This window comes from Paraburkholderia sp. MM6662-R1, assembly GCF_050436245.1.
In the GTDB taxonomy this organism is placed as follows: domain Bacteria; phylum Pseudomonadota; class Gammaproteobacteria; order Burkholderiales; family Burkholderiaceae; genus Paraburkholderia; species Paraburkholderia tuberum.
In genome coordinates, this window is record NZ_JBNDLV010000001.1 from 3,066,106 (window position 1) to 3,089,979 (window position 23,874).

Annotated in this window: 21 protein-coding genes and 2 pseudogenes; 11 read left to right on the forward strand and 12 right to left on the reverse strand. The window is 64.8% G+C overall.

Going from position 1 to position 23,874, the window contains the following annotated elements; genetic code table 11:
- Positions 1-64 precede the first annotated feature (64 nt).
- Positions 65-1,802 (forward strand): annotated as a pseudogene (locus OKW39_RS14505) (proline--tRNA ligase).
- A gap of 12 nt (positions 1,803-1,814) precedes the next feature.
- Positions 1,815-2,414, forward strand: coding sequence for a MarC family protein (locus OKW39_RS14510; protein WP_090801923.1), 600 nt, complete (start codon positions 1,815-1,817; stop codon positions 2,412-2,414).
- A gap of 99 nt (positions 2,415-2,513) precedes the next feature.
- Here the strand turns inward: OKW39_RS14510 and OKW39_RS14515 are convergent, their stop codons facing one another.
- On the reverse strand, positions 2,514-3,065 hold the full coding sequence (locus OKW39_RS14515; RefSeq protein ID WP_429562919.1) for a hypoxanthine-guanine phosphoribosyltransferase: 552 nt from the start codon (positions 3,063-3,065) through the stop codon (positions 2,514-2,516).
- 157 nt (positions 3,066-3,222) lie between these two features.
- Positions 3,223-4,590, reverse strand: a complete 1,368-nt coding sequence (gene ffh / locus OKW39_RS14520) for a signal recognition particle protein (RefSeq protein WP_090801921.1) — start codon at positions 4,588-4,590, stop codon at positions 3,223-3,225.
- Between the two features lie 81 nt (positions 4,591-4,671).
- Between ffh and OKW39_RS14525 the strand changes: the two genes are divergently transcribed.
- From OKW39_RS14525 to OKW39_RS14555, 7 genes are all read left to right on the forward strand, one after another.
- A complete protein-coding gene (locus OKW39_RS14525; protein ID WP_090801919.1) occupies positions 4,672-5,595 on the forward strand; it encodes a cytochrome C assembly family protein in 924 nt (307 codons plus the stop codon).
- Between the two features lie 8 nt (positions 5,596-5,603).
- A complete protein-coding gene (locus OKW39_RS14530; RefSeq protein WP_090801917.1) occupies positions 5,604-5,915 on the forward strand; it encodes a PP0621 family protein in 312 nt (103 codons plus the stop codon).
- The gene (gene ampD / locus OKW39_RS14535; protein ID WP_429562920.1) at positions 5,912-6,508 is read left to right on the forward strand and encodes a 1,6-anhydro-N-acetylmuramyl-L-alanine amidase AmpD; all 597 of its coding nucleotides are present in this window, start codon (positions 5,912-5,914) and stop codon (positions 6,506-6,508) included. Before OKW39_RS14530 ends, ampD begins: the two co-directional genes overlap by 4 nt.
- Before the next feature lie 540 nt (positions 6,509-7,048).
- A complete protein-coding gene (locus OKW39_RS14540; protein ID WP_429335340.1) occupies positions 7,049-10,072 on the forward strand; it encodes a ribonucleoside-diphosphate reductase subunit alpha in 3,024 nt (1,007 codons plus the stop codon).
- Between the two features lie 586 nt (positions 10,073-10,658).
- Positions 10,659-11,894, forward strand: a complete 1,236-nt coding sequence (locus tag OKW39_RS14545; protein WP_090805471.1) for a ribonucleotide-diphosphate reductase subunit beta — start codon at positions 10,659-10,661, stop codon at positions 11,892-11,894.
- A gap of 87 nt (positions 11,895-11,981) precedes the next feature.
- Positions 11,982-12,299: a hypothetical protein gene (locus tag OKW39_RS14550; protein WP_084754174.1), complete on the forward strand. Its 318-nt coding sequence runs from the start codon at positions 11,982-11,984 to the stop codon at positions 12,297-12,299.
- A gap of 29 nt (positions 12,300-12,328) precedes the next feature.
- Entirely contained in the window at positions 12,329-12,955 is a 627-nt protein-coding gene (locus OKW39_RS14555; protein WP_184066851.1) for a histone H1-like DNA-binding protein, read from the forward strand.
- A gap of 224 nt (positions 12,956-13,179) precedes the next feature.
- Here the strand turns inward: OKW39_RS14555 and OKW39_RS14560 are convergent, their stop codons facing one another.
- From OKW39_RS14560 to OKW39_RS14605, 10 genes and pseudogenes are all read right to left on the reverse strand, one after another.
- Positions 13,180-13,656, reverse strand: coding sequence for a hypothetical protein (locus OKW39_RS14560; protein ID WP_184058527.1), 477 nt, complete (start codon positions 13,654-13,656; stop codon positions 13,180-13,182).
- A 25-nt stretch (positions 13,657-13,681) separates the two neighbouring features.
- Positions 13,682-14,621, reverse strand: a pseudogene (locus OKW39_RS14565) (carbohydrate kinase family protein).
- Between the two features lie 95 nt (positions 14,622-14,716).
- Entirely contained in the window at positions 14,717-15,217 is a 501-nt protein-coding gene (tpx, locus tag OKW39_RS14570) for a thiol peroxidase (protein WP_090801909.1), read from the reverse strand.
- 72 nt (positions 15,218-15,289) lie between these two features.
- Positions 15,290-16,672, reverse strand: coding sequence for a DUF3426 domain-containing protein (locus tag OKW39_RS14575; protein WP_429562921.1), 1,383 nt, complete (start codon positions 16,670-16,672; stop codon positions 15,290-15,292).
- Positions 16,673-16,719: 47 nt separating this feature from the next.
- Positions 16,720-17,622 (reverse strand): 50S ribosomal protein L11 methyltransferase, encoded by a 903-nt coding sequence (gene prmA / locus OKW39_RS14580; protein ID WP_090801906.1) that lies wholly within the window; start codon positions 17,620-17,622, stop codon positions 16,720-16,722.
- A 3-nt stretch (positions 17,623-17,625) separates the two neighbouring features.
- Entirely contained in the window at positions 17,626-18,990 is a 1,365-nt protein-coding gene (gene accC / locus OKW39_RS14585) for an acetyl-CoA carboxylase biotin carboxylase subunit (RefSeq protein ID WP_090801904.1), read from the reverse strand.
- A gap of 116 nt (positions 18,991-19,106) precedes the next feature.
- On the reverse strand, positions 19,107-19,580 hold the full coding sequence (gene accB / locus OKW39_RS14590; RefSeq protein WP_090801903.1) for an acetyl-CoA carboxylase biotin carboxyl carrier protein: 474 nt from the start codon (positions 19,578-19,580) through the stop codon (positions 19,107-19,109).
- Positions 19,581-19,658: 78 nt separating this feature from the next.
- Positions 19,659-20,114, reverse strand: a complete 456-nt coding sequence (aroQ, locus tag OKW39_RS14595) for a type II 3-dehydroquinate dehydratase (RefSeq protein ID WP_090801901.1) — start codon at positions 20,112-20,114, stop codon at positions 19,659-19,661.
- Positions 20,115-20,321: 207 nt separating this feature from the next.
- Positions 20,322-20,906: a TlpA family protein disulfide reductase gene (locus OKW39_RS14600; RefSeq protein ID WP_429562922.1), complete on the reverse strand. Its 585-nt coding sequence runs from the start codon at positions 20,904-20,906 to the stop codon at positions 20,322-20,324.
- Positions 20,907-20,925: 19 nt separating this feature from the next.
- Positions 20,926-21,576 carry a UDP-N-acetylmuramate--alanine ligase gene (locus OKW39_RS14605; RefSeq protein WP_090801898.1) on the reverse strand — a complete coding sequence of 217 codons (651 nt, stop codon included), beginning with the start codon at positions 21,574-21,576 and terminating at the stop codon, positions 20,926-20,928.
- A gap of 188 nt (positions 21,577-21,764) precedes the next feature.
- Between OKW39_RS14605 and mpl the strand changes: the two genes are divergently transcribed.
- Complete coding sequence (gene mpl, locus OKW39_RS14610) at positions 21,765-23,159, forward strand: UDP-N-acetylmuramate:L-alanyl-gamma-D-glutamyl-meso-diaminopimelate ligase (RefSeq protein WP_429562923.1); 1,395 nt, start codon at positions 21,765-21,767, stop codon at positions 23,157-23,159.
- Positions 23,156-23,770 (forward strand): YqiA/YcfP family alpha/beta fold hydrolase, encoded by a 615-nt coding sequence (locus OKW39_RS14615; protein ID WP_429362936.1) that lies wholly within the window; start codon positions 23,156-23,158, stop codon positions 23,768-23,770. The genes mpl and OKW39_RS14615 overlap by 4 nt, the downstream gene beginning before the upstream one ends.
- Positions 23,771-23,874: the final 104 nt, after the last annotated feature.

Sequence of the window (23,874 nt, forward strand, 5' to 3'; positions counted from 1 at the left end):
GATTTCCCTCATTTTCCCCTTTTCTGGCGGTCCTACCGGAAGCCGCCGCTTTTGGACACCTTGAATGAAAGCTTCCCGTTTCTTTATCGGCACTCTCAAAGAAGCGCCCGCCGACGCCGAAATCATCAGCCACAAGCTCATGGTGCGCGCGGGCATGATCCGTCGCGTCGCGGGCGGTATCTATAACTACCTGCCGGTCGGCCTGCGTTCGATCCGCAAGGTGGAAGCGATCGTGCGTGAGGAAATGAACCGGGCGGGCGCCATCGAGCTGTTGATGCCGGCCGTGCAGCCGGCCGAACTGTGGCAGGAATCGGGGCGCTGGGAGAAGTACGGTCCCGAGCTGCTGCGCTTCAAAGACCGCAAGCAGGCCGATTTCGTGATGGGCCCGACGCACGAGGAAGTGGTCACCGACATCGCGCGCAAACCAGATCAAGAGCTATCGCCAACTGCCGGTCAACTTCTATCAGATCCAGACGAAGTTCCGCGACGAGATCCGTCCGCGTTTCGGCGTGATGCGCGGCCGCGAGTTCATCATGAAAGACGCGTATTCGTTCGACAAGGACGCGCAGGGTCTGCGCGAGTCGTATCGCAAGATGTACGACGCGTACGTGCGCATCTTCACGCGCCTCGGTCTGGACTTCCGCGCGGTGGCGGCCGACAACGGCTCGATCGGCGGCAGCGGCTCGCATGAGTTCCATGTGATCGCCGACACCGGCGAAGACGACATCGCGTATTGCCCGACCTCCGATTTCGCCGCGAACGTCGAGGCGGCCGAAGCGCTACCGCTGATCGCAGAGCGCGCGGCGCCGGCAGAAGAGATGAAGAAGACCGCGACGCCCGGCAAGGCGAAGTGCGAGGCGGTTGCCGAGCTGCTGAACATTCCGCTCGAACGCACGATCAAGTCGGTCGTGCTCGCCACCGAGAACGAAGGCGCCGAGCCGACGATCTGGCTGCTGATGCTGCGCGGCGATCATGATCTGAACGAGATCAAGGCGGCCAAGCTCCCGGGCCTCGGTAGTTTCCGCATGGCGACCGAAGCCGAGATCGTTGAGACGTTCGGCACACCGCCGGGCTATCTCGGTCCGATCAACACGAAGAAGCCGGTCAAGGTGATCGCGGACCGCACGGTCGCGAACATGAGCGACTTCGTGGTCGGCTCGAACGACGTCGACTATCACACCACCGGCGTGAACTGGGGCCGCGACCTGCCGGAGCCGGTCGTCGCCGACATCCGCAATGTGAAGAAGGGCGATCCGTCGCCGGACGGAAGGGGCGTGCTCGACATCTGCCGCGGCATCGAAGTGGGCCACGTGTTCCAGCTCGGCACCAAGTATTCCGAAGCGATGAACGCGGCCTGTCTCGACGAAACCGGAAAGCCTCGGCCGATGGAAATGGGCTGCTACGGCATCGGCGTCACGCGGATTCTCGGCGCCGCGATCGAACAGAATTTCGACGACAAGGGCATCATCTGGCCGGAGTCGATTGCGCCGTTCGAAGTCGTGCTGTGCCCGATGGGCTATGACCGCAGCGACGCGGTGCGTGAGCAGGCCGACAAGCTGTACGCGGAACTCGTCGCGGCCGGTATCGACGTGATCCTCGACGATCGCGGCGAGCGGCCGGGCGTGATGTTCGCCGACTGGGAACTGATCGGCGTGCCGCATCGACTGGTGATCGGCGACCGTGGTCTGAAGGACGGCAAGATCGAGTATCAGGGCCGTCGCGAGGCCGAAGCGACGCTGCTGCCGGTCGCGGATGCCGCGCAGACCGTGATCGGCAAAGTGCGCGCGGCGCTGGCGAACTAAGCGGAGCGGGCGGTGGAGTACACCTTCCTGTCCGCGACGGTGCTGCTGATCCTGATCACCGATCCGCTCGGCAACATCCCGATCTTCGTCAGTTGCCTGCGAGGTGTGTCGCCGGAGCGTCGCACGGTCGTGATCCTGCGCGAGGTCGCGATCGCGTTTGCGATCCTGCTGGTGTTCATGATGCTCGGGCAGAGCTTTCTGCGCATGATGAGCCTCAGCGACCAGTCGTTGCGGATCGGCGGCGGCATCGTGCTGTTTCTGATTGCGCTGCGCATGGTGTTTCCGCATCCGGACGGTCCGTTCGGCGGCGACGCGCGCGGGGGCGAGCCGCTGATCGTGCCGCTCGCGATTCCTGCGCTAGCGGGTCCGTCGGCGTTGGCGACGGTCATGCTGCTGACCTCGCAGGCGCCGGGCAAAACGGTCGAGTGGGTCGGCGCGCTGACCGTCACGATGATCATCTGTGCGATCGTGCTGATGCTCGCCGAGCGCATTCAGGCGTGGCTCGGTGAACGTGTGATGGCGGCGTTCGAGCGACTGATGGGGCTCGTGCTCGTCGCGATTTCAGTCGAGATGATGCTCGGTGGAATCCGCTCTTTCGTGCACAAGCTGTGAAACGCGAGCCGGTGCGCGCATTGCCACCGTCGCAGCCATAAAAAAAGCAGCCAGGCAGGCTGCTTTTTTTTCGCCGGTGGGGCGGGGCGGATGCCCCGCTCACGCTCCCTCGGTCAACGCCCGAATGGTCGGCAGGTTGCGCCAGTAGCCCTTCGCATCCATCCCGCAGCCGAACACGTACCGGTCCGGCACTTCGAAGCCGCAGTAATCGGGGCGCAGCGGTTTCGCCTTCGGAATGATCTTCTCGCACAGCACCGCGGACAGGAAGCGCTTCGCGCCCATCGCGAGGATGCGGTCGCGGATTGCGGCCATCGTCTCGCCTTCGTCGAGGATGTCGTCGAGCACGAGCACCGCGCGATCCTTGACCGACTCGGCCGGCGCGACGCGCCATTGCATCTCGTTGCTGCCCTTCGTCGTATTGCGGTAGCGCGTCAGGTGGATGTAGTCGAACTCGAGCGGGAAATCGAGGTGCGGCAGCAGCATGCCGGTGAATACCGCGGCGCCGCCCATCACCGACAGCACGAGCGGGAAGTCCTCGCTCATCTCGTCGCGGATGGCAGCCGCCATGCGGGCGATCGACGCAGTGACGTCCGAGGCCGAAACTATCTCTTCGGAGTGTTGAAAAATATGGAGGGCTTCTTCGCGGTTCATGACGTCTGACGGACGGTAACTGTATACATAGTGTGAGTGGCAACGTCCCGAGGGACGTTCCCGCGAGGGACGGCGCAATGCGCTACAGAATAAACCCGCACGGTGCCGAAGTCAGCCGCGCCGCCCTCGGCGCGAGCGCGCGCCGGTCCCATCAAGCTTAGCGCATGCCGGGCATCATGCCCTTCATGCCGCGCATCATCTTCTGCAGGTTGCCGCCCTTGAGCTTCTTCATCATCGTGCGCATCTGTTCGTACTGGTTCAGCATGCGGTTGACTTCCTGCACCTGCACGCCCGCGCCCGCGGCGATGCGGCGCTTGCGGGTCGCCTTGATCAGTTCGGGCTTGGCGCGCTCGGCCGGCGTCATCGAGTTGATGATGCCTTCCATGCGGCGCATCTGCTTCTCGGCCTGACTCATGTCGGCGCCGGCCGCGGCTTGCTGAAACTGCGCGGGCAGCTTGTCCATCAGCGACGACAGGCCGCCCATGCCCTTCATTTGCGTGAGCTGAGCGCGGAAATCGTTGAGGTCGAAGTCGCCGCCTTTCTTGACCTTGTCGGCGAGCTTCTGCGCCGCCTGCACGTCGACGCCGCGCTGCGCTTCCTCCACCAGCGCGAGAATGTCGCCCATGCCGAGAATCCGGCTCGCCATGCGGTCCGGGTGGAACACTTCGAGGCCGTCGAGTTTTTCGGCGACACCCACGAACTTGACCGGCTTGCCCGTCACGTGACGCACCGAGAGCGCCGCGCCACCGCGCGAATCACCGTCGAGCTTGGTGAGCACGACGCCGGTGAGCGGCAGCGCGTCGCTGAACGCCTTCGCGGTGTTGACCGCGTCCTGGCCGAGCATCGCGTCGACGACGAACAGCGTTTCCGCCGGCTTCAGCTCGGCGTGCAGCGCGGTGATTTCGTTCATCATCACCTCGTCGATACCGAGACGGCCGGCCGTGTCGACGAGCAGCACGTCGTGATAGTGGCGCTTGGCCCAGTCGAGCGCGGCGCGGGCAATGTCGACCGGCTTCTGGTTCAGCTCCGACGGGAAGAAGTCCGCGCCGACCTGCTCGGTCACCGTTTTCAGCTGCGCGATGGCGGCTGGACGATAGACGTCGCACGAAACGGTCAGCACCTTCTTCTTGTACTTCTCGCGCAGCAGCTTGGCGAGCTTGCCGACCGTGGTCGTTTTGCCGGCGCCCTGCAGACCCGCCATCAGGATGATCGCGGGCGGCGCGACGGCGAGATTGAGCTCGGAGGCCTTGCCTTCGTAATCGCCGCCGATCACCGCGGTCAGTTCGCGCTGCACGACGCCGACGAGCGCCTGACCCGGCGACAGGCTGGAGATCACTTCCTCGCCGAGCGCCTTCTCCTTGACCTTCGCGATGAACTCGCGCACGACGGGCAGCGCCACGTCGGCCTCGAGCAGTGCGAGACGCACCTCGCGCAGCATTTCCTGGGTGTTCGCCTCGGTGAGCCGGGCTTCGCCGCGCAGCGTCTTGACGACGCGCGCCATCCGTTGAGTCAGATTGTCGAGCATGGGGAGCGATGAACGGTGGGGCCCGCGCAGCGCGCGAAGCGCAAGACGTCGCGGAGTAGGGCCCTAGTGTAAACTTCGAATATGGATATTGTACTGTATGCCCTCACCGCGCTTCTCTATGGCGGTCTTGCCGTGGCCGGCTGGCGCTCGCACCGGCACGCGGCCGTGCGGCCGCTGCTCGAGAGCGTGCCGCCGCTGCCCGGTCATGCCGCCAACGCGGGCGCTCTGGTGGCCTCCGGCATGAGCGCGCCCGGGCGCGCGCTGCTGTTCGTCGCGCTGCTCGCTCACGGCGTGCTGCTGCATAGCACGATCTTCCCGCAGAACGCGATGGTGTTCGGCTTCGCGTTCGCGCTGTCGGCGATGTTCTGGCTCGGCGCCGGCATCTACTGGATCGAGAGTTTCTTTTTCCCGCTCGACGGACTGCGCCTGCTGGTGTTGCCACTCGCGTGCGTCGCGTCGCTGCTGCCGCTCGCGTTCGGCGGCGTGCGCGTGCTGCCGTATGCGGCCGCGCCGATGTTCAAGCTGCACTTCCTGATTGCGAATATCGCGTACGGTCTGTTCGCGATCGCGGCGCTGCACGCGGTGCTGATGCTGGCGGTCGAGCGGCGTCTGCATTCGATGCGCGGTGGTCTCGCGCAAAGGCACGCGGCGGCGGACAATGGCTGGTGGTCGAGTTGGCTCGACGCGCTGCCGCCGCTGCTCACGCTCGAGAAGCTGCTGTTCCGTCTGATCGGCGCCGGCTTCGTGCTGCTCACGCTGACGCTGCTGTCGGGCATCCTGTTCAGCGAGCAGCTGATCGACCGCGCGTTGCGGCTCGATCACAAGACCGTGTTCGCGATTCTTTCGTGGGTGATGTTCGGCGCGCTGCTGACCGCGCGCAAGGTGTCCGGCTGGCGCGGCCGTGCGGCGTTGCGCTGGGTGCTGGCCTCGTTCGTCGCGCTGTTGCTCGCGTACGTCGGCAGCCGTTTTGTTTTCGAGGTGCTGTTGCACCGGCCCGTGGTGTGAGTGTCCCCATGCGACAAATCTTTTTGCTGATTCTGCTGTTCATCGTCGGTCAATGGCTCGTGAAGGCGCTGCGCCGCCACGACGCGCAGTCCGCGCAACGCACCGGTGCCGGCGGTGCCAACGCTGCCGGCACCGCAAATGGCGGCGCGCGTTCTTCGAATGGGCAACAGCCGCAGCTTGCCGAGCCGATGATCCGCTGCGTCGAGTGCGGCGTGCACGCACCGAAGAGCGACTCGGTCAGCGTCGCGGGGCAGGCGTTCTGCTGCGCCGCGCACGCGCAGCGCCACGGCGCGCGTCCGAGCGGCCGCGACGCCCGATGAGCGGCGCGTACACCGTCGATGCCGACGGTTGGGTTCCTGCCGCACGCAAGCTTGCCTCGCCAAACTTCGAAGCGCGGCCGCAAGGCGCGCTGCCGACGCTGATCGTCGTTCACAACATCAGCCTGCCGCCGAACGAGTTCGGCGGCACCGCGATTGCCGAGCTGTTCCAGAACGCGCTCGACTGCAACACTCACCCGTACTACGACACGCATCTGCGCGGCGTGCGCGTGTCCGCGCATTTCGTGATTCATCGCGATGGCGCACTCGAGCAGTTCGTGTCGTGCAACGAGCGCGCGTGGCACGCGGGGCCGTCGAATTTTTTTGGCCGCGAGCGCTGCAATGATTTCTCGATCGGCATCGAGCTCGAAGGCAGCGACACCACCGCCTTCGAAGCGGCGCAATACCGCACGCTCGCCGCGCTCGTCAGAGCACTGAAGGCACGCTATCCGATCGACGCGCTTGCCGGCCACTCCGACATCGCACCCGGTCGCAAGACCGATCCCGGTCCGTATTTCGAGTGGCCGCGACTGCAGCGCGACACCTTGCTCGACGGTCGGTATTTCCCCTATCGCAAGTTTTCCGAAACGCGGTAACCCCTTCGCACGATCTTGCGTGATCCACGCAGAACGAGGCGCAGCCTGCTTCTCCGGGGAGCTTCTGCGCGCCGCGTGAAGCAAAAGTCAAGACTGCAAGCGCAAATAAAAACCTTTTGACCTGTCTCGAAACTCCACTATACTTGGTGCCGACAACTGAGTTTCGCACTATATCTTGTGTTGTGCTGTGAATAACCATGTGCATAACCGAGTGAATAAGAGTGGATAAGTCTGCGGCGTCCCGCTCCCCGAGCCTGGCACCGCAAGCATTCCAGACAGCGAAAAAAATTCCTGGGGAGCAGCCGGTAGGGGATCTCCGGCCGCATCCAGAAGCATTCAGGAAAGGACCAGCCAGTGATCGCGACCGACCCGATGAAGACCGTCATCAAATCGAACCAGGCTTCCTCGCAGTTGCATCCCGCCAACCGGCGTAGCCGGCCTTCCTGCACCTCATCGCACGCGCACGCGCACGCGGCGGCGCGGCGTTTGATTTAATCCGCGGCACTCGCCGCAATATTTCCAAGACCAGGAGCTTTGCACATGCAAACCACCGACAACGTGACGACCCGTTACGAGGGCTCACCGACTGGCCAGGCCTTCGGCCAGACCCAAGGCGCGCAGGCGCTCGCGCCGCAAGCGAATTACGCCGACTACAAGGTGATCCGCCGCAACGGCAGCGTGGTGTCGTTCGAGCCGTCGAAAATCGCGATCGCCGTGACGAAGGCGTTCCTCGCCGTCAACGGTGGTCAGGGCGCGGCGTCGGCACGGGTGCGCGAACTGGTCGAGCAACTCACGCAGAACGTGGTGCGCGCGCTGGTGCGCAGCCGTCCGAATGGCGGCACGTTCCATATCGAAGACATTCAGGATCAGGTCGAACTCGCGCTGATGCGCGGCGGCGAACACAACGTCGCGCGCGCTTACGTGCTGTATCGCGAGAAGCGCAACCAGGCGCGCGCGCATGACGCTCATGAAGGTCAGGCAGCGGAAGGCGCCAGCACCCCGGGCCTGAACGTGACCGACAACGGCATCACGCGTGCGCTGGACATGGCTGCGCTGCGCGGCATCATCGAATCCGCGTGCGCGAACCTCGGCGAGGCCGTAAGCGCCGAGCCGATCGTCGCGGAAACGGTGAAGAACCTGTACGACGGCGTGCCGATGAGCCAGGTGTACGACTCGGCGATCCTCGCTGCCCGTACGATGATCGAAAAGGACCCGGCCTACAGCCAGGTCACCGCGCGCATCCTGCTGCATACGATCCGCCGCGAGATTCTCGAAGAGGAAGTCACGCAAGCCGAGATGGGCGAGCGCTACGCCGAGTACTTCCCGCAGTTCATCAAGCGCGGCGTGCAAGCCGAGCTGCTCGACGACAAGCTGCTGCAGTTCGACCTGAAGCGCCTCGGGGCCGCGCTCGACGCGAACCGCGACCTGCAGTTCGGCTACCTCGGTCTGCAGACGCTGTACGACCGCTACTTCCTGCATCACGACAACGTGCGTATCGAAATGCCCCAGGCATTCTTTATGCGTGTCGCGATGGGTCTGTCGCTGAACGAGATCGACCGCGAAGCGCGCGCGATCGAGTTCTACAACGTGCTGTCGAGCTTCGACTTCATGAGTTCGACGCCGACGCTGTTCAACTCCGGCACGCGCCGCTCGCAGCTGTCGTCTTGCTACCTGACCACGGTCGACGACGACCTCGACGGCATCTACGAAGCGCTGAAGGAAAACGCGCTGCTGTCGAAGTTCGCCGGCGGCCTCGGCAACGACTGGACGCGTGTGCGCGCGCTCGGCTCGCACATCAAGGGCACCAACGGCAAGTCGCAGGGCGTGGTGCCGTTCCTGAAAGTCGTCAACGACACGGCGGTCGCCGTGAACCAGGGCGGCAAGCGCAAGGGCGCGGTGTGCGCGTACCTCGAATCGTGGCACCTCGACATCGAGGAATTCCTCGAGCTGCGCAAGAACACCGGCGACGACCGTCGTCGCACGCACGACATGAACACCGCGAACTGGATTCCCGATCTGTTCATGAAGCGCGTGATGGAAGGCGGCGACTGGACGCTGTTCTCGCCGTCCACCTGTCCGGACCTGCACGACAAGTTCGGCGCCGCGTTCGAAACGGCTTACACGGCTTACGAAGACAAGGTCGCGCGCGGCGAGATCAAGCTGTTCAAGAAGATCCCGGCGGCGCAGCTGTGGCGCAAGATGCTGGGCATGCTGTTCGAAACCGGCCATCCGTGGATCACGTTCAAGGATCCGTGCAACGTGCGCTCGCCGCAGCAGCACGTCGGCGTCGTCCACTCGTCGAACCTGTGCACGGAAATCACGCTGAACACGAGCGACGCCGAAATCGCCGTCTGTAACCTCGGCTCGGTGAACCTCGTCGCGCACCTGAAGGAGCAGGCCGACGGCACGCTCGCGCTCGACCACGACAAGCTGAAGCGCACGGTCAGCGTCGCGATGCGCATGCTCGACAACGTGATCGACATCAACTACTACGCGGTCGCCAAGGCGCGTAACTCGAACCTGAAGCACCGTCCGGTCGGCCTCGGCATCATGGGCTTCCAGGACTGCCTGCACGTGCTGCGCACGCCGTACGCGTCGCAGGAAGCGGTCGAGTTCGCCGATCGCTCGATGGAAGCGGTTTGCTACTACGCGTACTACGCGTCGACCGAGCTTGCCGAACAGCGCGGCCGCTACTCGAGCTACCGCGGTTCGCTGTGGGATCGCGGCATCCTCCCGCAGGATTCGGTGGCGCTGCTCGCCGAGGCGCGCGGCGGTTATGTCGAGGTCGATTCGAGCGAGTCGATGGACTGGCCCGCGCTGCGCTCGCGCATCTCGACCTACGGCATGCGCAACTCGAACTGCGTGGCGATCGCGCCGACCGCGACGATCTCGAACATCATCGGCGTGTCGGCGTGCATCGAGCCGACCTATCAGAACCTGTACGTGAAGTCGAACCTGTCGGGCGAGTTCACGGTGGTCAACGACTACCTGGTGCGCGACCTGAAGGCGCGCGGCCTATGGGACGAAGTGATGGTCGCCGACCTGAAGTACTTCGACGGCACGCTGTCGCGCATCGACCGCATCCCGGCCGACCTGCGCGCGATCTACGCGACCGCGTTCGAAGTCGATCCGGTGTGGCTCGTCGAGTCGGCTTCGCGTCGTCAGAAGTGGATCGACCAGGCGCAGTCGCTGAACATCTACATGGCGGGCGCATCGGGCAAGAAGCTCGACGAGATCTACAAGCTCGCATGGCTGCGCGGACTGAAGACCACCTACTACCTGCGCACGATGGCGGCGACGCACGTCGAGAAGTCGACGGTTGCGCACGGCGCGCTGAACGCGGTGAGCTCGGGTCATGACGGCTCGGGTGGCGCGGGCGGCGCGGCAGGCGGCTTCGGCGTGGGCGGCGGCGCGGCGGGTGGTGTGGGCGGCGGCTTCCAGGCTGCTGCAGCGGTCGCAGCGACTGCCGCGGTCGCGCTCGACGCGGCACCCGAAGCGGATGGTCCGGTCTGCATGATGCGTCCGGGCGATCCTGGCTTCGACGAGTGCGAGGCTTGCCAGTAAAGATTGGCAAGCAGCGGGAGCGATGCTTGCTGACTGCACGCGAGGGTCGTAGGTGGTGATCCGCAGGCGGTGAGCGACGCGCCCCGTCGATGAAGTAGAAAGCAGGTCGACGAGCGGTGAGCAGTATCGAAGTCTCACCGCTCGTCGATGCAGTGAAGCAATCCAGCCGTTGGCAACACCAGACGATCGCTCGACATGGCATCGCACCTCGACCGCCAACGCTGACGCAACACGCTCGACACGGCTCACCGCCGACTCTCGCGATGCGCGGCTCGTGCGGCATCGATCAGTCCATCGATCAGTGGGCGGATGCCGCGAACGCACTGCGCAATACATATAGATAGAGCAACGAAACGTCGTGTCGAAACGTTGCTCTTCGAGTTCGCGAAGGACCTCGGCAACACATGTTCAACACGCGTTCATCACGCGTCACTCGATGCGTCACTGGATGGGTCACACGCAGCATGTCGAACAAAGTGTTGTATGAACGTAGCAACGCGAATCGAAAACAGGAATTTTCGCGAGTGAACTCTTTTATCGCTCGTGAAAAGATGGTACAAACCGTTCTAAATTGATGGTGACATTTATGCTCAACTGGGATGACGAGATCACTGCCGTAACTCCCTCGAGCGCGACGCAACCGAACGTGTTGCGCAACGCTGCGGGGTCGGCTGTTGATTCGCAAATCGGAACGCGTTCCGCTCCGCATGCTCCCTCCGCTCAAGAAGTCTTCGCGAACGACGTCGCTGTCGCTCCCGTCGCTCATATTGGCAACGCGGTTGCCAACGCGGCGGCCGCTTCCGAAGCGCGCGTCAATGTCGCCGACAAGCGCATCATCAACGGCCAGACTGACGTCAATCAGTTGGTGCCGTTCAAGTACAAGTGGGCTTGGGAAAAGTATCTGGCGGGTTGCGCCAACCACTGGATGCCGCAGGAAGTGAACATGTCGCGCGACATCGCCCTGTGGAAAGACCCGAACGGGCTGACCGAAGACGAGCGCCGCGTCGTCAAGCGCAACCTCGGCTTCTTCGTGACGGCAGATTCCCTCGCCGCCAACAACATCGTGCTGGGCACCTACCGCCACATCACGGCGCCCGAATGCCGCCAGTTCCTGCTGCGCCAGGCGTTCGAAGAGGCGATCCACACGCACGCTTACCAGTACATCGTCGAGTCGCTCGGTCTGGACGAGGGCGAAATCTTCAACGCGTATCACGAGGTCCCGTCGATCCGCGCGAAAGACGAATTCCTGATTCCGTACATCCACGTGCTGACCGACCCGGCCTTCAAGACCGGTACGCTCGAAGCAGACCAGACGCTGCTGCGCTCGCTGATCGTGTTCGCCTGTGTGATGGAAGGCCTGTTCTTCTACGTCGGCTTTACGCAAATCCTGGCGCTCGGCCGCCAGAACAAGATGACCGGCGCGGCGGAGCAGTACCAGTACATCCTGCGTGACGAGTCGATGCACTGCAACTTCGGCATCGACCTGATCAACCAGATCAAACTCGAAAACCCGCACCTGTGGACGGCCGAATTCCGCGCCGAAATTCGCGCGATCTTCCAGCAGGCGGTCGAGCTCGAATACCGCTACGCCGAAGATACGATGCCGCGCGGCGTGCTCGGCCTCAACGCGTCGATGTTCAAGAGCTATCTGCGCTTCATCTGCAACCGCCGTTGCCAGCAGATCGGTCTCGATCCGCTGTACCCGAACGAGGAAAACCCGTTCCCGTGGATGAGCGAGATGATCGACCTGAAGAAGGAACGCAATTTCTTCGAGACGCGAGTGATCGAATATCAGACTGGCGGTGCGCTTTCCTGGGAGTAAGCCGGGATTCGTATCGCGGATGTATTCATTGATGGGGATGCCGCCGCCTGTGGCCGCGGCGCCCCGGGTTAGGAGCAGAACGGCCTGATGCAAAGCGTGCCCGGTGCCTTGACGGCCCACAAACATGACAGGCACTTTGCGGACCCTTCAGTGGGATGGGCAAACTTCCCCCCGGAAAAAGCCGCTGGCGTCGTTGCCGGCGGCCCGATCAAGCAATTGCCGGCGTCGCCTTGCGACGCCGACCAGATTTGGCGCGCGGTGCCTTCGGGCACGGCGCGCCTTACCGCATTCATTAGCGTAAGCGCGCCGCACCTGCGTACGCCGATGAATAGCCCGCTTCGTAGCGCGCGCCCTGAGAAGCGTCCGCGGGAAGCGGGTTTTGACGAAGGGTGTAGTTTGAACTGACCTCATCTGAAAACCTGAAGGAGAAAATGATGGCAACTGCAAAGAAGGCCGCGGCCAAGAAGCCCGCAGCAAAGAAGACCGCAGCAAAGAAGGCTGCTCCGGCTAAGAAGGCTGCTCCGGCCAAGAAGGTCGCCGCGAAGAAGGTCGCAGTGAAGAAGGTCGCCGCGAAGAAGGTTGCAGCGAAGAAGGTCGCGGCGAAGAAGGCAGCACCGGCGAAGAAAGCCGCAGTGAAGAAGGTCGCGGCGAAGAAGGTTGCAGCCAAGAAGGTCGCGGCGAAGAAGGCAGCACCGGCGAAGAAAGCCGCGGTGAAGAAGGTTGCAGCGAAGAAGGTCGCAGCGAAGAAGGCAGCACCGGCGAAGAAGGCCGCAGCGAAGAAGGCAGCACCGGCGAAGAAGGTCGCGGCGAAGAAGGCCGCTGCCAAGAAGGCGGCGCCTGCCAAAAAGGCTGCAGCCAAGAAAGCTGCACCTGCCAAGAAGGCTGCCGCGAAGAAGGCCGCTGCGCCTGCGAAGAAGGCTGCCCCTGCGAAGAAGGCTGTCGCCAAGAAGGCCGCGCCTGCTCCCGCTGCGCCTGCTGTCTCGAGCGCACCGGCGGCGACGGTGAAGACCGCGCTGAACCCGGCAGCGGCATGGCCGTTCCCGACGGGCAGCCGTCCGTAAGCAGTAGCAGTAAGTCGACACATCGTACGATGTGCCGGATGACCGGGTCGTGCTCGATTTCTTGCGGGCGCCACCCGGTCAATGACCCGTTACCGGTGTGCCGGTGGCGGGTTTTTTTTGCCCGTCGTCCCGAAAAGAAAAAACACGCATGGACCCGTGAGGACCCATGCGTGTGAAGTCGTCGTCGCGGCGCTGAACTACGCGCCGCCGCGCGGGAGGTGCGCTTAGTGTGTGACGCGCGTGACGCCGCCGCTCGACAGCAGCCTCACGCGATCGCCTGCGCGGAAGATTTCGCCGGTAGCAGTTTGGGTGACGGCGCGCATGTCGCCGTTGTCGAGGCGCACGGTGATTTCGATACCGTCGCGCATGGCGACGCGGTTTTCGATTGCATTGCCGGCGACCGCACCGCCGATGCCGCCGACGATACCCGTCGCGACCGAGCCACGTCCGCCGCCGATCGTGCTGCCGGCGAGCGCGCCGAGCGCCCCGCCACCGAGTGCGCCGATGCCGATCGGCTGACCGTCGTTCGTGCTGATCCGCACCGCGCGCACGCTCTCCACCGTGGCCATGCGAACCGTCTGTTCACGCTGCGCCTGCGAGGCGGTGAAAACGTCGGGAGAGCTGCTGTTGACCGCACACCCCGACATGGCCAGCGAACCGGCGAACAAGGTGACGACGATCAGGCGACTCGATGTTCTCATTCCCAAACTCCCATAGCACGCGATATCAGTGCAGGTCGTATCCGAAGGCCTGCTTGAACCGCTCGTTGATTTCCGCCCGACTGGGCGCGTAGTTTTGCGGGCCTTGATGCTCGATCTTCAGTGCGCCCATCAGGCTGGCGAGACGGCCGGTCGTGGCCCACCCGAGACCCTTCTCGATACCGTAGAGCAAGCCGCCGCGAAACGCGTCGCCGCAGCCGGTGGGATCGAGCACCTGCCTGGCCGTGACCGCCGGAATCTCTTCGATACCCGCCGCCGTGATGGATCTGCGCACCCTTCTCGCCGAGCGTGATGATCAGCGCGTCGACCTTGCCGGCGATCTGTTCGATCGACCAGCCGGTCTTGTTGCTCACCAGCGCGGCTTCGTAATCGTTGACCGCTACATAAGTAGCAAGTTCAATGATGCGCCGCAGCGTCTCGCCGTCGAACAGCGGCAAGCCCTGGCCCGGATCGAAGATGAACGGCACGCCTGCGGCGGCAAGCTGTTCGGAGTGCTGGACCATGCCGTCATAGCCGTCCGGCGCGACGATGCCGAGCGTCAGGCCCGCCACTTCGTCGGCGCGGTTCTGATGCGACTGCATCATCGCGCCCGGATGGAAAGCGGTGATCTGGTTGTTCTCGAGGTCGGTCGTGATCATCGCCTGCGCCGAGTAGGTGTCGGGCACGACGAGCACGTTTTCCGTCGACAGGTCGAGCTGCGCGAGCCGGTCCAGATAGAGCTGTGCGTCGACGGCGCCGATCGCGCCCATGATCCGTGCCTCGCCGCCGAGCAGATTCAGCGCATAGGCGATGTTGCCCGCGCAGCCGCCGAACTCGCGACGCATGGTCGGCACGAGAAAGCTCACGTTCAGGATGTGGACCTGCTCCGGCAGGATGTGCTCCCGAAAGCGGCCTTCGAAGGTCATGATGTTGTCGTACGCGAGCGAGCCGCAGATGAGCGTAGCCAAGGCGAGCGTTCCTGTATGAAAGCGGTGGGAAGAGACGCGCCGCGCCGACGGCGCCGCGCGCGAGGCGCGGCGCCGTGGTTCGCGCGCGAGAGGGCTTACTTCAGCGCGGCGAGCGCTGCGTCGTAGTTCGGCTCGTTCTTGATCTCGCCGACCAGCTCGGCGTGCACGACCTTGTCGTTTTCGTCGAGCACGACGACCGCGCGCGCGGTCAGGCCGGTCAGCGGACCGCTCGTCACGTCGACGCCGTACGCTTGCGCGAACTCATGGCCGCGAAACGTCGACGCGGTCACCACGTTCTCGATGCCCTCGGTCGTGCAGAAGCGCGACGCCGCGAACGGCAGGTCGCCCGACACGACGATGACGGCCGTGTTGCTGAGCTTCGCGGCGGCTTCGTTGAACTTGCGCGTCGACGTCGCGCAGGTCGGCGTGTCGAGACTCGGGACGATGTTGAGCACCTTGCGCTTGCCGGCGAAGTCGGCGAGCGTCAGCGGCTTCAGGTCTCGGCCGATCAGGGAGAATGCGGCGGCCTGCTGGCCGACCGACGGGAACGTGCCGCTTACTTCGATCGGGTTGCCGCCCAGCGTGACTTGACTCATGTGTTGTGCTCCGAAAAGGGCTTCAGTGATGACAATGATGCGCCCGCTCGGGAGCGGGCGCGCGAGGGTGCGTTACGGATAAAAAATCTGTACGCGAAAATTGGAGGCAATCGCGCTGCCGGTGTCGAGGTGCACGATCATCGTCTGCGTCGCGTGCGCGGGCAGGCCGGACGCGATCACGGTGCCGGGCGGCACGTAATCCTGCGGCCACAGCACGCGCCGCACGGCGACGTTGTTCTGATCGTCGAGCAGCGTGAGTTCGATCGCGGGGTAGGCGAGCGCGATGTTCAGGCGGTTGTGCAGCGGCATCTTCAACTCGAGCTTGTGCGGGCCGTCGATCTGCCGCAGATCGGACGGCTCGACCAGCAAGCCTTCGAGGTCGTGCGGCGGCGTCAGCTGACAGCCGAGATGCGCGCAGGCCTGCGCGTACAGGATCTGCGAGCGCGGCAGGTTGACCATCACGGTCTCGCGTTGCCACCACGCGAGTTGCGCGAGCAGCGCAATGACGAGCAGCGCGGCGAGCACCACACCGGCGACGATCCAGCCGACGCGTCCGGCGTCCACCGGGCGGGTTTCGCGCACGACCGGGAACGGATCGTCGCCATCGCTGACGGGCGGATTGACCGAGAACGGTTCGCCGCTCGATGGGGCGAGCGACGGACCGCCCGGCGGGCGCGGGCCGCCGGGACCGCCGGCGCCCGAAGCACCTGCGGCAGCCATGCCTGCGGCGGCGCCGAAGCCGCCCACGCCCCCACCGACCGGGCCGAAGTGCGGCTCGTTGTCGGGCATGCCATGCAGACTTGCTGGTTCGCGCAGCGCCGGTTCATCGAGCGTGGACGGCTCGGGGCGTTCGATCTTGTGCCAGACGCGCGGCGCTTCGTCTTCGACTCGCGGTGGGGGAGCAGACGCGGTGGGCGGGACGACAGGTGGTTCATCGACCGCATTGTCGGCGGGATAGGCGAAGGGTTCGAGCGGCGCGTCGGCCAGCGTCGGCTCATCGTCCGCGGGTAGCGGTGCCGTGAAAGCGCCGGCGCGCAATTCCGGTTCGGTCGCCTGGCGAGGAGTGTCCGATGCGACGGGTGCGTGCTCGTTGCCGCCAGGCGGCAGCGGCGCGAGCGGCACGCTGCTCACGTGGTCGCGCAAACGGGCATCCAGCGTGCTGCGGGAAATGCTGGTGGAGTCTTGTTCCGAAGCCGGCGCCCATGGGTCCCACGCGACCCCGCTGAAGTCCGGGTTGGGTTGCCGCACACCCGACAGCGCTTCGATTGCCGCCGCGGCGGCAACCGGTTTGGCCGTGGAAAAATCGCCGCCTTCGGAGACGTCGAACAGACTGCTCGACGCGTCGAAGACTTCTTGGCAATGCCCGCACCGCACGAGGCCGCGGCGCTGCGCAAGCTGCGCCGGTTGCAGAAGGAAGACAGTTTCGCAGAAGGGGCAACGCGTCGCCAGGTGCATATCGAGCCGTTGAGCCTGAGGCCGTTAGGTTGACAATACGCCTTATTCTAATTGCTTTCGCGGCGCGTTCCGGCGAGGCACACCCAACCTTCATGTTCGCGCCACACGCTGATATCGATCCAGCGCGCGTAGACCTGCGCGACCTCCTCGGCCTGGCGGGCGAGAATGCCCGACAGCGCGATGTGGCCGCCCGGCTTCACCTTCGACGACAGCATCGACGCCATCAGCTTGAGCGGATTGGAGAGAATGTTCGCGACCACGACGTCGAATTCGCCGGCCGGACAGGCGTCGGGCAGGCCATAGGTGACTTCGGCGTGATTGCGTTCGCTATTGTGACGCGCCGATTCGACCGCCTGCGGATCGATATCGATGCCGATCACCGGATCGGCGCCGCACTTCTTCGCGAGAATCGCGAGGATGCCCGAGCCGCAGCCGTAGTCGAGCACGGACTGGCCGGGCTTGATCGACTGCTCGATCCACTCCATGCACAGACGCGTAGTGGGGTGGCTGCCGGTGCCGAACGCGAGACCCGGATCGAGTTCGAGCACGAGCGCGTCGGGGTCCGGCGCATCGTGCCACGACGGCACGACCCAGATGCGCTCGCCGATCTGGATCGGATCGAACTGCGACTGCGTGAGCCGCACCCAGTCCTGCTCCTCGACCTCGCGCACGGTATATGCCGGCGCGGCATCGAGTCCGATCTCGTTGGCCGCGGCGGTCAGCAGCACGGCCGGATCGTGTTCCGGCGCGAGCAGCGCGATCACCCGCGAATGCTGCCATGCCGTGCGATCCGGCGTGAGGCCGGGCTCGCCGAACAGCGGCTGCTCGTCGGGCGTGTCGGCGTCGGCGTCTTCGACCGATACCGACAGCGCGCCCAGCTCGAGCAGCGCGTCGGACAACTCCTCCGCGTGCTCGCGCGCCAGTTCGGCAACCAGTTCCCGATAGCTCATGACTTACGCTTCTTCCGCGACCTGCTGACGCGCGGCCAGCCGGTTTTCGAGGTAGTGGATGCTGGTGCCGCCTTCGACGAACTTCGCGTCGAGCATCAGCTCACGGTGCAGCGGGATGTTGGTCTGAATACCTTCGACCACCATTTCCGACAGCGCGATGCGCATCCGCATGATCGCCTGTTCGCGCGTGGCGCCGTAAGCGATCAGCTTGCCGATCATCGAATCGTAGTTCGGCGGCACGAAATAACCATTGTAGGCGTGCGAATCGACGCGGATGCCGGGACCGCCCGGCATATGCCACGAGGTCAGGCGTCCCGGTGACGGCGTGAACTTGAACGGATCTTCGGCGTTGATCCGGCATTCGATCGCATGGCCGCGGAACTGGATGTCGCGCTGACGGAACGTGAGCTTCTCGCCGGCCGCGATGCGGATCTGTTCCTGCACGATGTCGACACCGGTGATCAGTTCGGTCACCGGATGCTCGACCTGCACGCGCGTGTTCATTTCGATGAAGTAGAACTCGCCGTTCTCATACAGGAACTCGAAGGTGCCCGCGCCGAGATAGCCCATCTTCTTGCACGCGTCCGCGCAACGATCGCCGATGCGGTCGATCAGACGGCGCGCGATGCCCGGCGCCGGCGCTTCCTCGATCACCTTCTGGTGACGGCGTTGCATCGAGCAGTCGCGCTCGCCCAGCCACACGGCGTTCTTGAACGAGTCGGCCAGCACCTGGATTTCGATGTGCCGCGGGTTCTCGAGGAATTTCTCCATGTAGACCTGCGGGTTGCCGAACGCGCGGCCGGCTTCCTCCCGGGTCATGATGACCGCGTTGACGAGCGCCGCTTCCGTGTGGACCACGCGCATGCCGCGGCCGCCGCCGCCGCCCGCCGCCTTGATGATGACCGGATAGCCGACCTGGCGGGCGATCTTCACGATTTCTTTCGGATCGTCCGGCAGCGCGCCTTCCGAACCCGGCACGCAAGGCACGCCGGTCTTGATCATGGTCTGCTTGGCCGTGACCTTGTCGCCCATCATGCGGATCGTTTCCGGACGCGGGCCGATGAAAGTGAAGCCGGACTGCTCGACGCGCTCGGCGAAGTCGGCGTTCTCCGACAGGAAGCCGTAGCCGGGGTGGATCGCTTCGGCGTCGGTGACTTCGGCCGCGCTGATCAGCGCGGGCATGTTCAGATAGCTCAGATTCGACGGTGCCGGGCCGATGCAGACCGCCTCGTCGGCGAGCTTCACGTACTTGGCTTCCTTGTCGGCTTCCGAATAGACGACGACCGTCTTGACGCCGAGCTCGCGGCAGGCGCGCTGGATACGAAGCGCGATCTCGCCACGATTGGCAATGAGGATTTTTTCAAACATAGCGGGTTTTCGACTCATCAATGGGCGCCGGGTCGGTCACGACGCCGGCTGCCGCAGAGGATCGGTCGCGCGCCTCGGGACGAGCGGCGCGCGGGCGGCAAATCGTGCGTGCCGCGTTAGCCGACCACGAACAGCGGTTGGCCGTATTCGACCGCCTGGCCGTTTTCGACGAGGATTTCCTTGACCACGCCGGACTTGTCCGACTCGATCTCGTTGAGCAGCTTCATCGCTTCGATGATGCAGATGGTCTGGCCTTCCTTGACCGTGTCGCCGACCTGCACGAACGGATCGGCGCCCGGCGACGGCGCGCGGTAGAACGTGCCGACCATCGGCGAGGTGACGACGTGACCCTGCGGTGCGGCGGCGGCCGGCGTGGCCGGAGCGCCCGCGGGGGCTGCCGGTGCTTCGACAGCGCCGAACGGTGCGGGTTGTGCGAATTGCGGTACGGCGTATGAGGCGGACGGCTGGACGTAAACCGGCGGCGCATTCTTGACGATGCGGACCTTGCCTTCGCCCTCGGTCACTTCGAGTTCGGAAATACCGGACTCCGAGACGAGGTCGATCAGAGTTTTGAGTTTACGTAGATCCATCAGGTTGCCCCTTTTCAATGCGTAGTGTGCCGGCGTGTGCAAGTCGCAGTAGCCGGCTCAAATTGGACGTGTTTGGATTCAGCCGCGCGACGACCCGGCCGCGAGCCGGTCGAGCGCGAATTCGAGCGCGTACAGATACCCCTTCCAGCCGAGGCCGCAAATGACGCCCTCAGCCTGGTCGGAGAAATACGAGTGATGCCGGAACGGTTCGCGGCGATGCACGTTCGACAGATGAATCTCGACGAACGGGATGCCGACCCCCGCCAGTGCGTCGCGAATGGCCACGCTCGTGTGTGTGTACGCGGCGGGATTGATCAGGATGAAATCGGTTTGCTCGGTGCGGGCCGCCTGAATACGGTCGACCAGTGCGCCTTCGTGATTGCTCTGAAACGACGCGAGTTCGACGCCTGCGTCGGCTGCGCGGTCCGCCAGCGCCTGATCGATCTGCGGCAGGGTCACGCGACCGTAGACCTCGGGTTCCCGGCTGCCGAGAAGATTGAGGTTGGGTCCGTGCAGTACCAGCAGTCGCGTCATGGTCGCTTCTTTTTCCGTGGAATTGCGCGCACTTTAGCGCTGATTAGAGAAACTTGTCTAGTTTTGCGCGCGTACGCGGCGACGGCCGGCGCGGGCCGCCGCGCAGCCTTGGGTCCAACTTCACTCAAATTCGGGAATTATCCGCGTATTTTTGCTCGTTCTGCACGGAATCGCATGCCAAAAGCATAGCGTGGGAAATCGGGAAATTTACAGCGCGTCGAGCGTCTGACGCAGCGCCGTCGGGTCGATCTGGCCCAATTTTGTCGAGCGGATGTTGCCTTTTGCGTCGATCACGACGGTAAACGGCAAACCGCCCGCATTGTTGCCGAACGCGCGCGCGAGGTCGGCGCCCCCGAAGCCGGTCACGTAGATGGGGTACGCGACCTTGACCTTCTGCAGGAAGGTCTGGATGTTCTTTTCCGAGTCGACGCCGAGGCCGACGAACTGGATGCCTTTCTTCGCGTACTCGCGCTGGATCTGCGACAGCGCCGGCATTTCCTCGACGCACGGAGCGCACCACGACGCCCAGAAGTTGACGACGATCGGGTGGCCCTTGAGCAGGTTCAGCGACTGCGGTTTGCCGTCGACGTTCGTGACCGGCGCGGTCCACAGTTGCTGCACGGGACTCGCAGAGGTGGCAGGCTGCGCTACGGCCTGCGCCCCGGCGTGCGCTCCGGCCTGCGCCGCGTTCGCGACGTCGGAACCGCGATTGAGCCAGTGATTGGCCAGTACGCCGCCGCCCGCGGCAATCAGCGCGACGAGCGCGCCCGCCAGCATACGTCTCGTATTCATCGTGCTCCGTTCTGTCTGATCAATTGGTGAAGGACGGCACTTCGTCGCCGTCGAGCAGCGCCTGCACCGCCGGCAAATTGGCCCGCGCCGTGCGGCCGCGCGCGTCGGCGCGTACCGCGCCACGCAGGTCGTCGGTTTCGTACAGCGCGACGTGGATGCCGACCGGCTCGGCGTTGCGCTCGCCCGCGGGGCGCCACAGAAAGCTCAGCGTCTCCACGTAGCCGCGGCCCGCGAAGTGGCGCGTTTCCGACACGTCGTACTGGATGTTTGCATTGAGCATGTAGATCGCGACTTCCTTCGGGTTGTCGCAAAACACCTGCAGATGCACATCCGAATGCTCGCCGGCCGTACCGCCGAGCACCGCGCCCGTCAGATACGGATTGAACGGCGCGAGCCGCTCCATCCAGTCGACCGCGATCATGCGCAGGCGCCGCAGCAGCGCCGGCTGGCTGTCGCTCTGGAACAGCGACTGATATTCGCGGATTTCTTCTTCGATCTGATCGTTGTCCGGCAGCCATTCGCCGGCAACACGAGTCTCGCCGACGACCTGCCGGGCCGCCTTGCGCTTCGCGCTGGCGTAATCCAGGCCGTCTTCGGCAATCAGGCGTGCCGCCGCGATTGCGATTTCCTCGCGCACGCGCTGCGGATCGAAATGTGATTTGCGGACCATCCTTGCATGATACTCGATCGAGCCTGCGACGCGGTTCGGCGGCCCGCACGGGGCGGCGCCTGGCGTGGCCGGCAGGGGGCAGCGCGCGTCGCGTCGGTTACAATAGGCGTCCTTTGCAGACGGACGTTCCGACCGTCCTGTGGCTCTCTCATCCCTCGCAAGAAACGCCCCCGCGGCACGACAGGCTTATGCATATCCACATCCTCGGCATCTGCGGCACCTTCATGGGCGGTCTCGCGGTGCTCGCGCGCAATGCGGGCCACACGGTGACCGGCTGCGACGCCGGCGTCTATCCGCCGATGAGCACGCAGCTCGAGGCGCAAGGCATCGGTCTGATCGAGGGTTATGACGCGGACCAACTGAACGGCCTGAACGCGGATCTATTCGTGATCGGCAACGTGGTCACGCGCGGCAACCCGCTGATGGAAGCGATTCTGGACCGCGGCCTGCCGTACGTGTCCGGTCCGCAGTGGCTCGGCGAGCACGTGCTGAACGGCAAATGGGTGCTGGCCGTGGCCGGCACGCACGGCAAGACCACTACGAGCTCGATGCTGACCTGGCTGCTCGAAGACGCGGGCCTGAACCCCGGCTTCCTGATCGGCGGTGTGCCGCTGAATTTCGGCGTGTCGGCGCGGCTCACCGATTCGAGCTTCTTCGTGATCGAAGCCGACGAATACGACACCGCATTCTTCGACAAACGCTCGAAGTTCGTCCATTACCGCCCGAAAACGGCGGTGCTGAACAATCTCGAATTCGATCACGCCGACATCTTCCCCGATCTCGCCGCGATCGAAACGCAGTTCCATCATCTGATCCGCACGGTGCCGCGCTTGGGCCGCGTCGTCACGAACGGCCGCGAGAACGCGCTCGAGCGCGTACTGACGCGCGGCTGCTGGAGCGAGGTCGAGCGCTTCGGCGTCCAGGGCGGCTGGGAGATCCAGGCGGCGGAGCAGGGCGTGCCCGTCGACGAACGCTTCGCCGTCTATCACAACGGCGAGCGCGTCGGCGTGGTCGACTGGCAGGTGCAGGGCGAGCATAACCGCCTGAACGCGCTCGCCGCGATCGCCGCCGCGCGCCATGTCGGCGTGCCGCCCGCGCAGGCCGCGAAGTCGCTGTCCGGCTTTCGCAACGTGAAGCGCCGCATGGAAGTGCGTGGCAGCGTCGAGGGTGTGACCGTGTACGACGACTTCGCGCATCACCCCACCGCGATCGAGACGACGGTGGCCGGCCTGCGCGCGCGGGTCGGCCGCGACAACACGCGAATCCTTGCGGTGCTGGAACCACGCTCGAACACGATGAAGCTCGGCGTGATGAAAGCGCAACTGCCGGCGAGCCTCGCCGACGCCGATCTCGTGTTCGGCTACGGCGCGCCGAGCGGGCGCGACGCGCTCGGCTGGAACCTCGGCGAAGCGCTCGCGCCGCTCGACGGCAAGGCGCAGGCGTTCGACAACCTCGACGCGCTCGTGAAGGCGGTGGTCCACGCGGCGCGCCCCGGCGACCAGATTCTGGTGATGAGCAACGGCGGCTTCGGCGGCGTGCATCAGAAACTGCTCGACGGTCTTTCGACGCGAGGCGCGTCGTGATTCTGTATCTGCACGGTTTCCGTTCGTCGCCGAATTCGTTCAAGGCGCGCCTGCTCGCGGCGCGTCTCGCCGAGCTGGGTCGCGCCGACGAGTGGTGCTGCCCGATGCTGCCGGTGTCGCCGTTCGAGACCGTGGCGCTCGCCGAATCGCTGGTCGCCGACGCACGCGCGAAGGGCGATGCGCGGCAGGTGACCGTGATCGGCAGTTCGCTCGGCGGCTACTTCGCCACCCATCTGGCCGAGAAACACGGCTGGCCGGCCGTGCTGCTGAACCCGGCGGTCGTGCCGCAGCGCGACCTGAGCGCGTATCTCGGCGAGCAGCCGTTGTGGCACGGTGGCGGCAGCATCGTCGTCGAGCCGCATCATCTGGATGAATTGCGCGCGCTCGGCGTGGCGTCGATCACGCAGCCCGAACGCTATTATTTGATGGCAGCCACCGGCGACGAAGTGCTCGACTACCGCGAAATGCTCGCGCACTATCCGGGCGCGCGCACCACGCTGATCGAGGGCAGCGACCACGCGATCAGCGAGTTTGCGCAGTATCTCGGCGACGTGCTGGCCTTTTGCGACGCCGAATATGTCGAGCCGCCGGCGCCGCGCGCGGCGGCCTGACGGCATGCAAGGGCGGCGGCACCGAACCCTGCCAGGACGTCAGTCAGAGAGGCACACCGACCGCCACCGCTGGTCGCAAGATTCAACCCGCTGGCACGCGCAGT

Coding starts and splice junctions, on each gene's coding strand:
- OKW39_RS14515 (WP_429562919.1), bottom strand. CDS start 3,065: ATGAACCGCGAAGAAGCCCTCCATATTTTTCAACACTCCGAAGAGATA.
- ffh (WP_090801921.1), bottom strand. CDS start 4,590: ATGCTCGACAATCTGACTCAACGGATGGCGCGCGTCGTCAAGACGCTG.
- OKW39_RS14525 (WP_090801919.1), top strand. CDS start 4,672: ATGGATATTGTACTGTATGCCCTCACCGCGCTTCTCTATGGCGGTCTT.
- OKW39_RS14530 (WP_090801917.1), top strand. CDS start 5,604: ATGCGACAAATCTTTTTGCTGATTCTGCTGTTCATCGTCGGTCAATGG.
- ampD (WP_429562920.1), top strand. CDS start 5,912: ATGAGCGGCGCGTACACCGTCGATGCCGACGGTTGGGTTCCTGCCGCA.
- OKW39_RS14540 (WP_429335340.1), top strand. CDS start 7,049: ATGCAAACCACCGACAACGTGACGACCCGTTACGAGGGCTCACCGACT.
- OKW39_RS14545 (WP_090805471.1), top strand. CDS start 10,659: ATGCTCAACTGGGATGACGAGATCACTGCCGTAACTCCCTCGAGCGCG.
- OKW39_RS14550 (WP_084754174.1), top strand. CDS start 11,982: ATGCAAAGCGTGCCCGGTGCCTTGACGGCCCACAAACATGACAGGCAC.
- OKW39_RS14555 (WP_184066851.1), top strand. CDS start 12,329: ATGGCAACTGCAAAGAAGGCCGCGGCCAAGAAGCCCGCAGCAAAGAAG.
- OKW39_RS14560 (WP_184058527.1), bottom strand. CDS start 13,656: ATGAGAACATCGAGTCGCCTGATCGTCGTCACCTTGTTCGCCGGTTCG.
- tpx (WP_090801909.1), bottom strand. CDS start 15,217: ATGAGTCAAGTCACGCTGGGCGGCAACCCGATCGAAGTAAGCGGCACG.
- OKW39_RS14575 (WP_429562921.1), bottom strand. CDS start 16,672: ATGCACCTGGCGACGCGTTGCCCCTTCTGCGAAACTGTCTTCCTTCTG.
- prmA (WP_090801906.1), bottom strand. CDS start 17,622: ATGAGCTATCGGGAACTGGTTGCCGAACTGGCGCGCGAGCACGCGGAG.
- accC (WP_090801904.1), bottom strand. CDS start 18,990: ATGTTTGAAAAAATCCTCATTGCCAATCGTGGCGAGATCGCGCTTCGT.
- accB (WP_090801903.1), bottom strand. CDS start 19,580: ATGGATCTACGTAAACTCAAAACTCTGATCGACCTCGTCTCGGAGTCC.
- aroQ (WP_090801901.1), bottom strand. CDS start 20,114: ATGACGCGACTGCTGGTACTGCACGGACCCAACCTCAATCTTCTCGGC.
- OKW39_RS14600 (WP_429562922.1), bottom strand. CDS start 20,906: ATGAATACGAGACGTATGCTGGCGGGCGCGCTCGTCGCGCTGATTGCC.
- OKW39_RS14605 (WP_090801898.1), bottom strand. CDS start 21,576: ATGGTCCGCAAATCACATTTCGATCCGCAGCGCGTGCGCGAGGAAATC.
- mpl (WP_429562923.1), top strand. CDS start 21,765: ATGCATATCCACATCCTCGGCATCTGCGGCACCTTCATGGGCGGTCTC.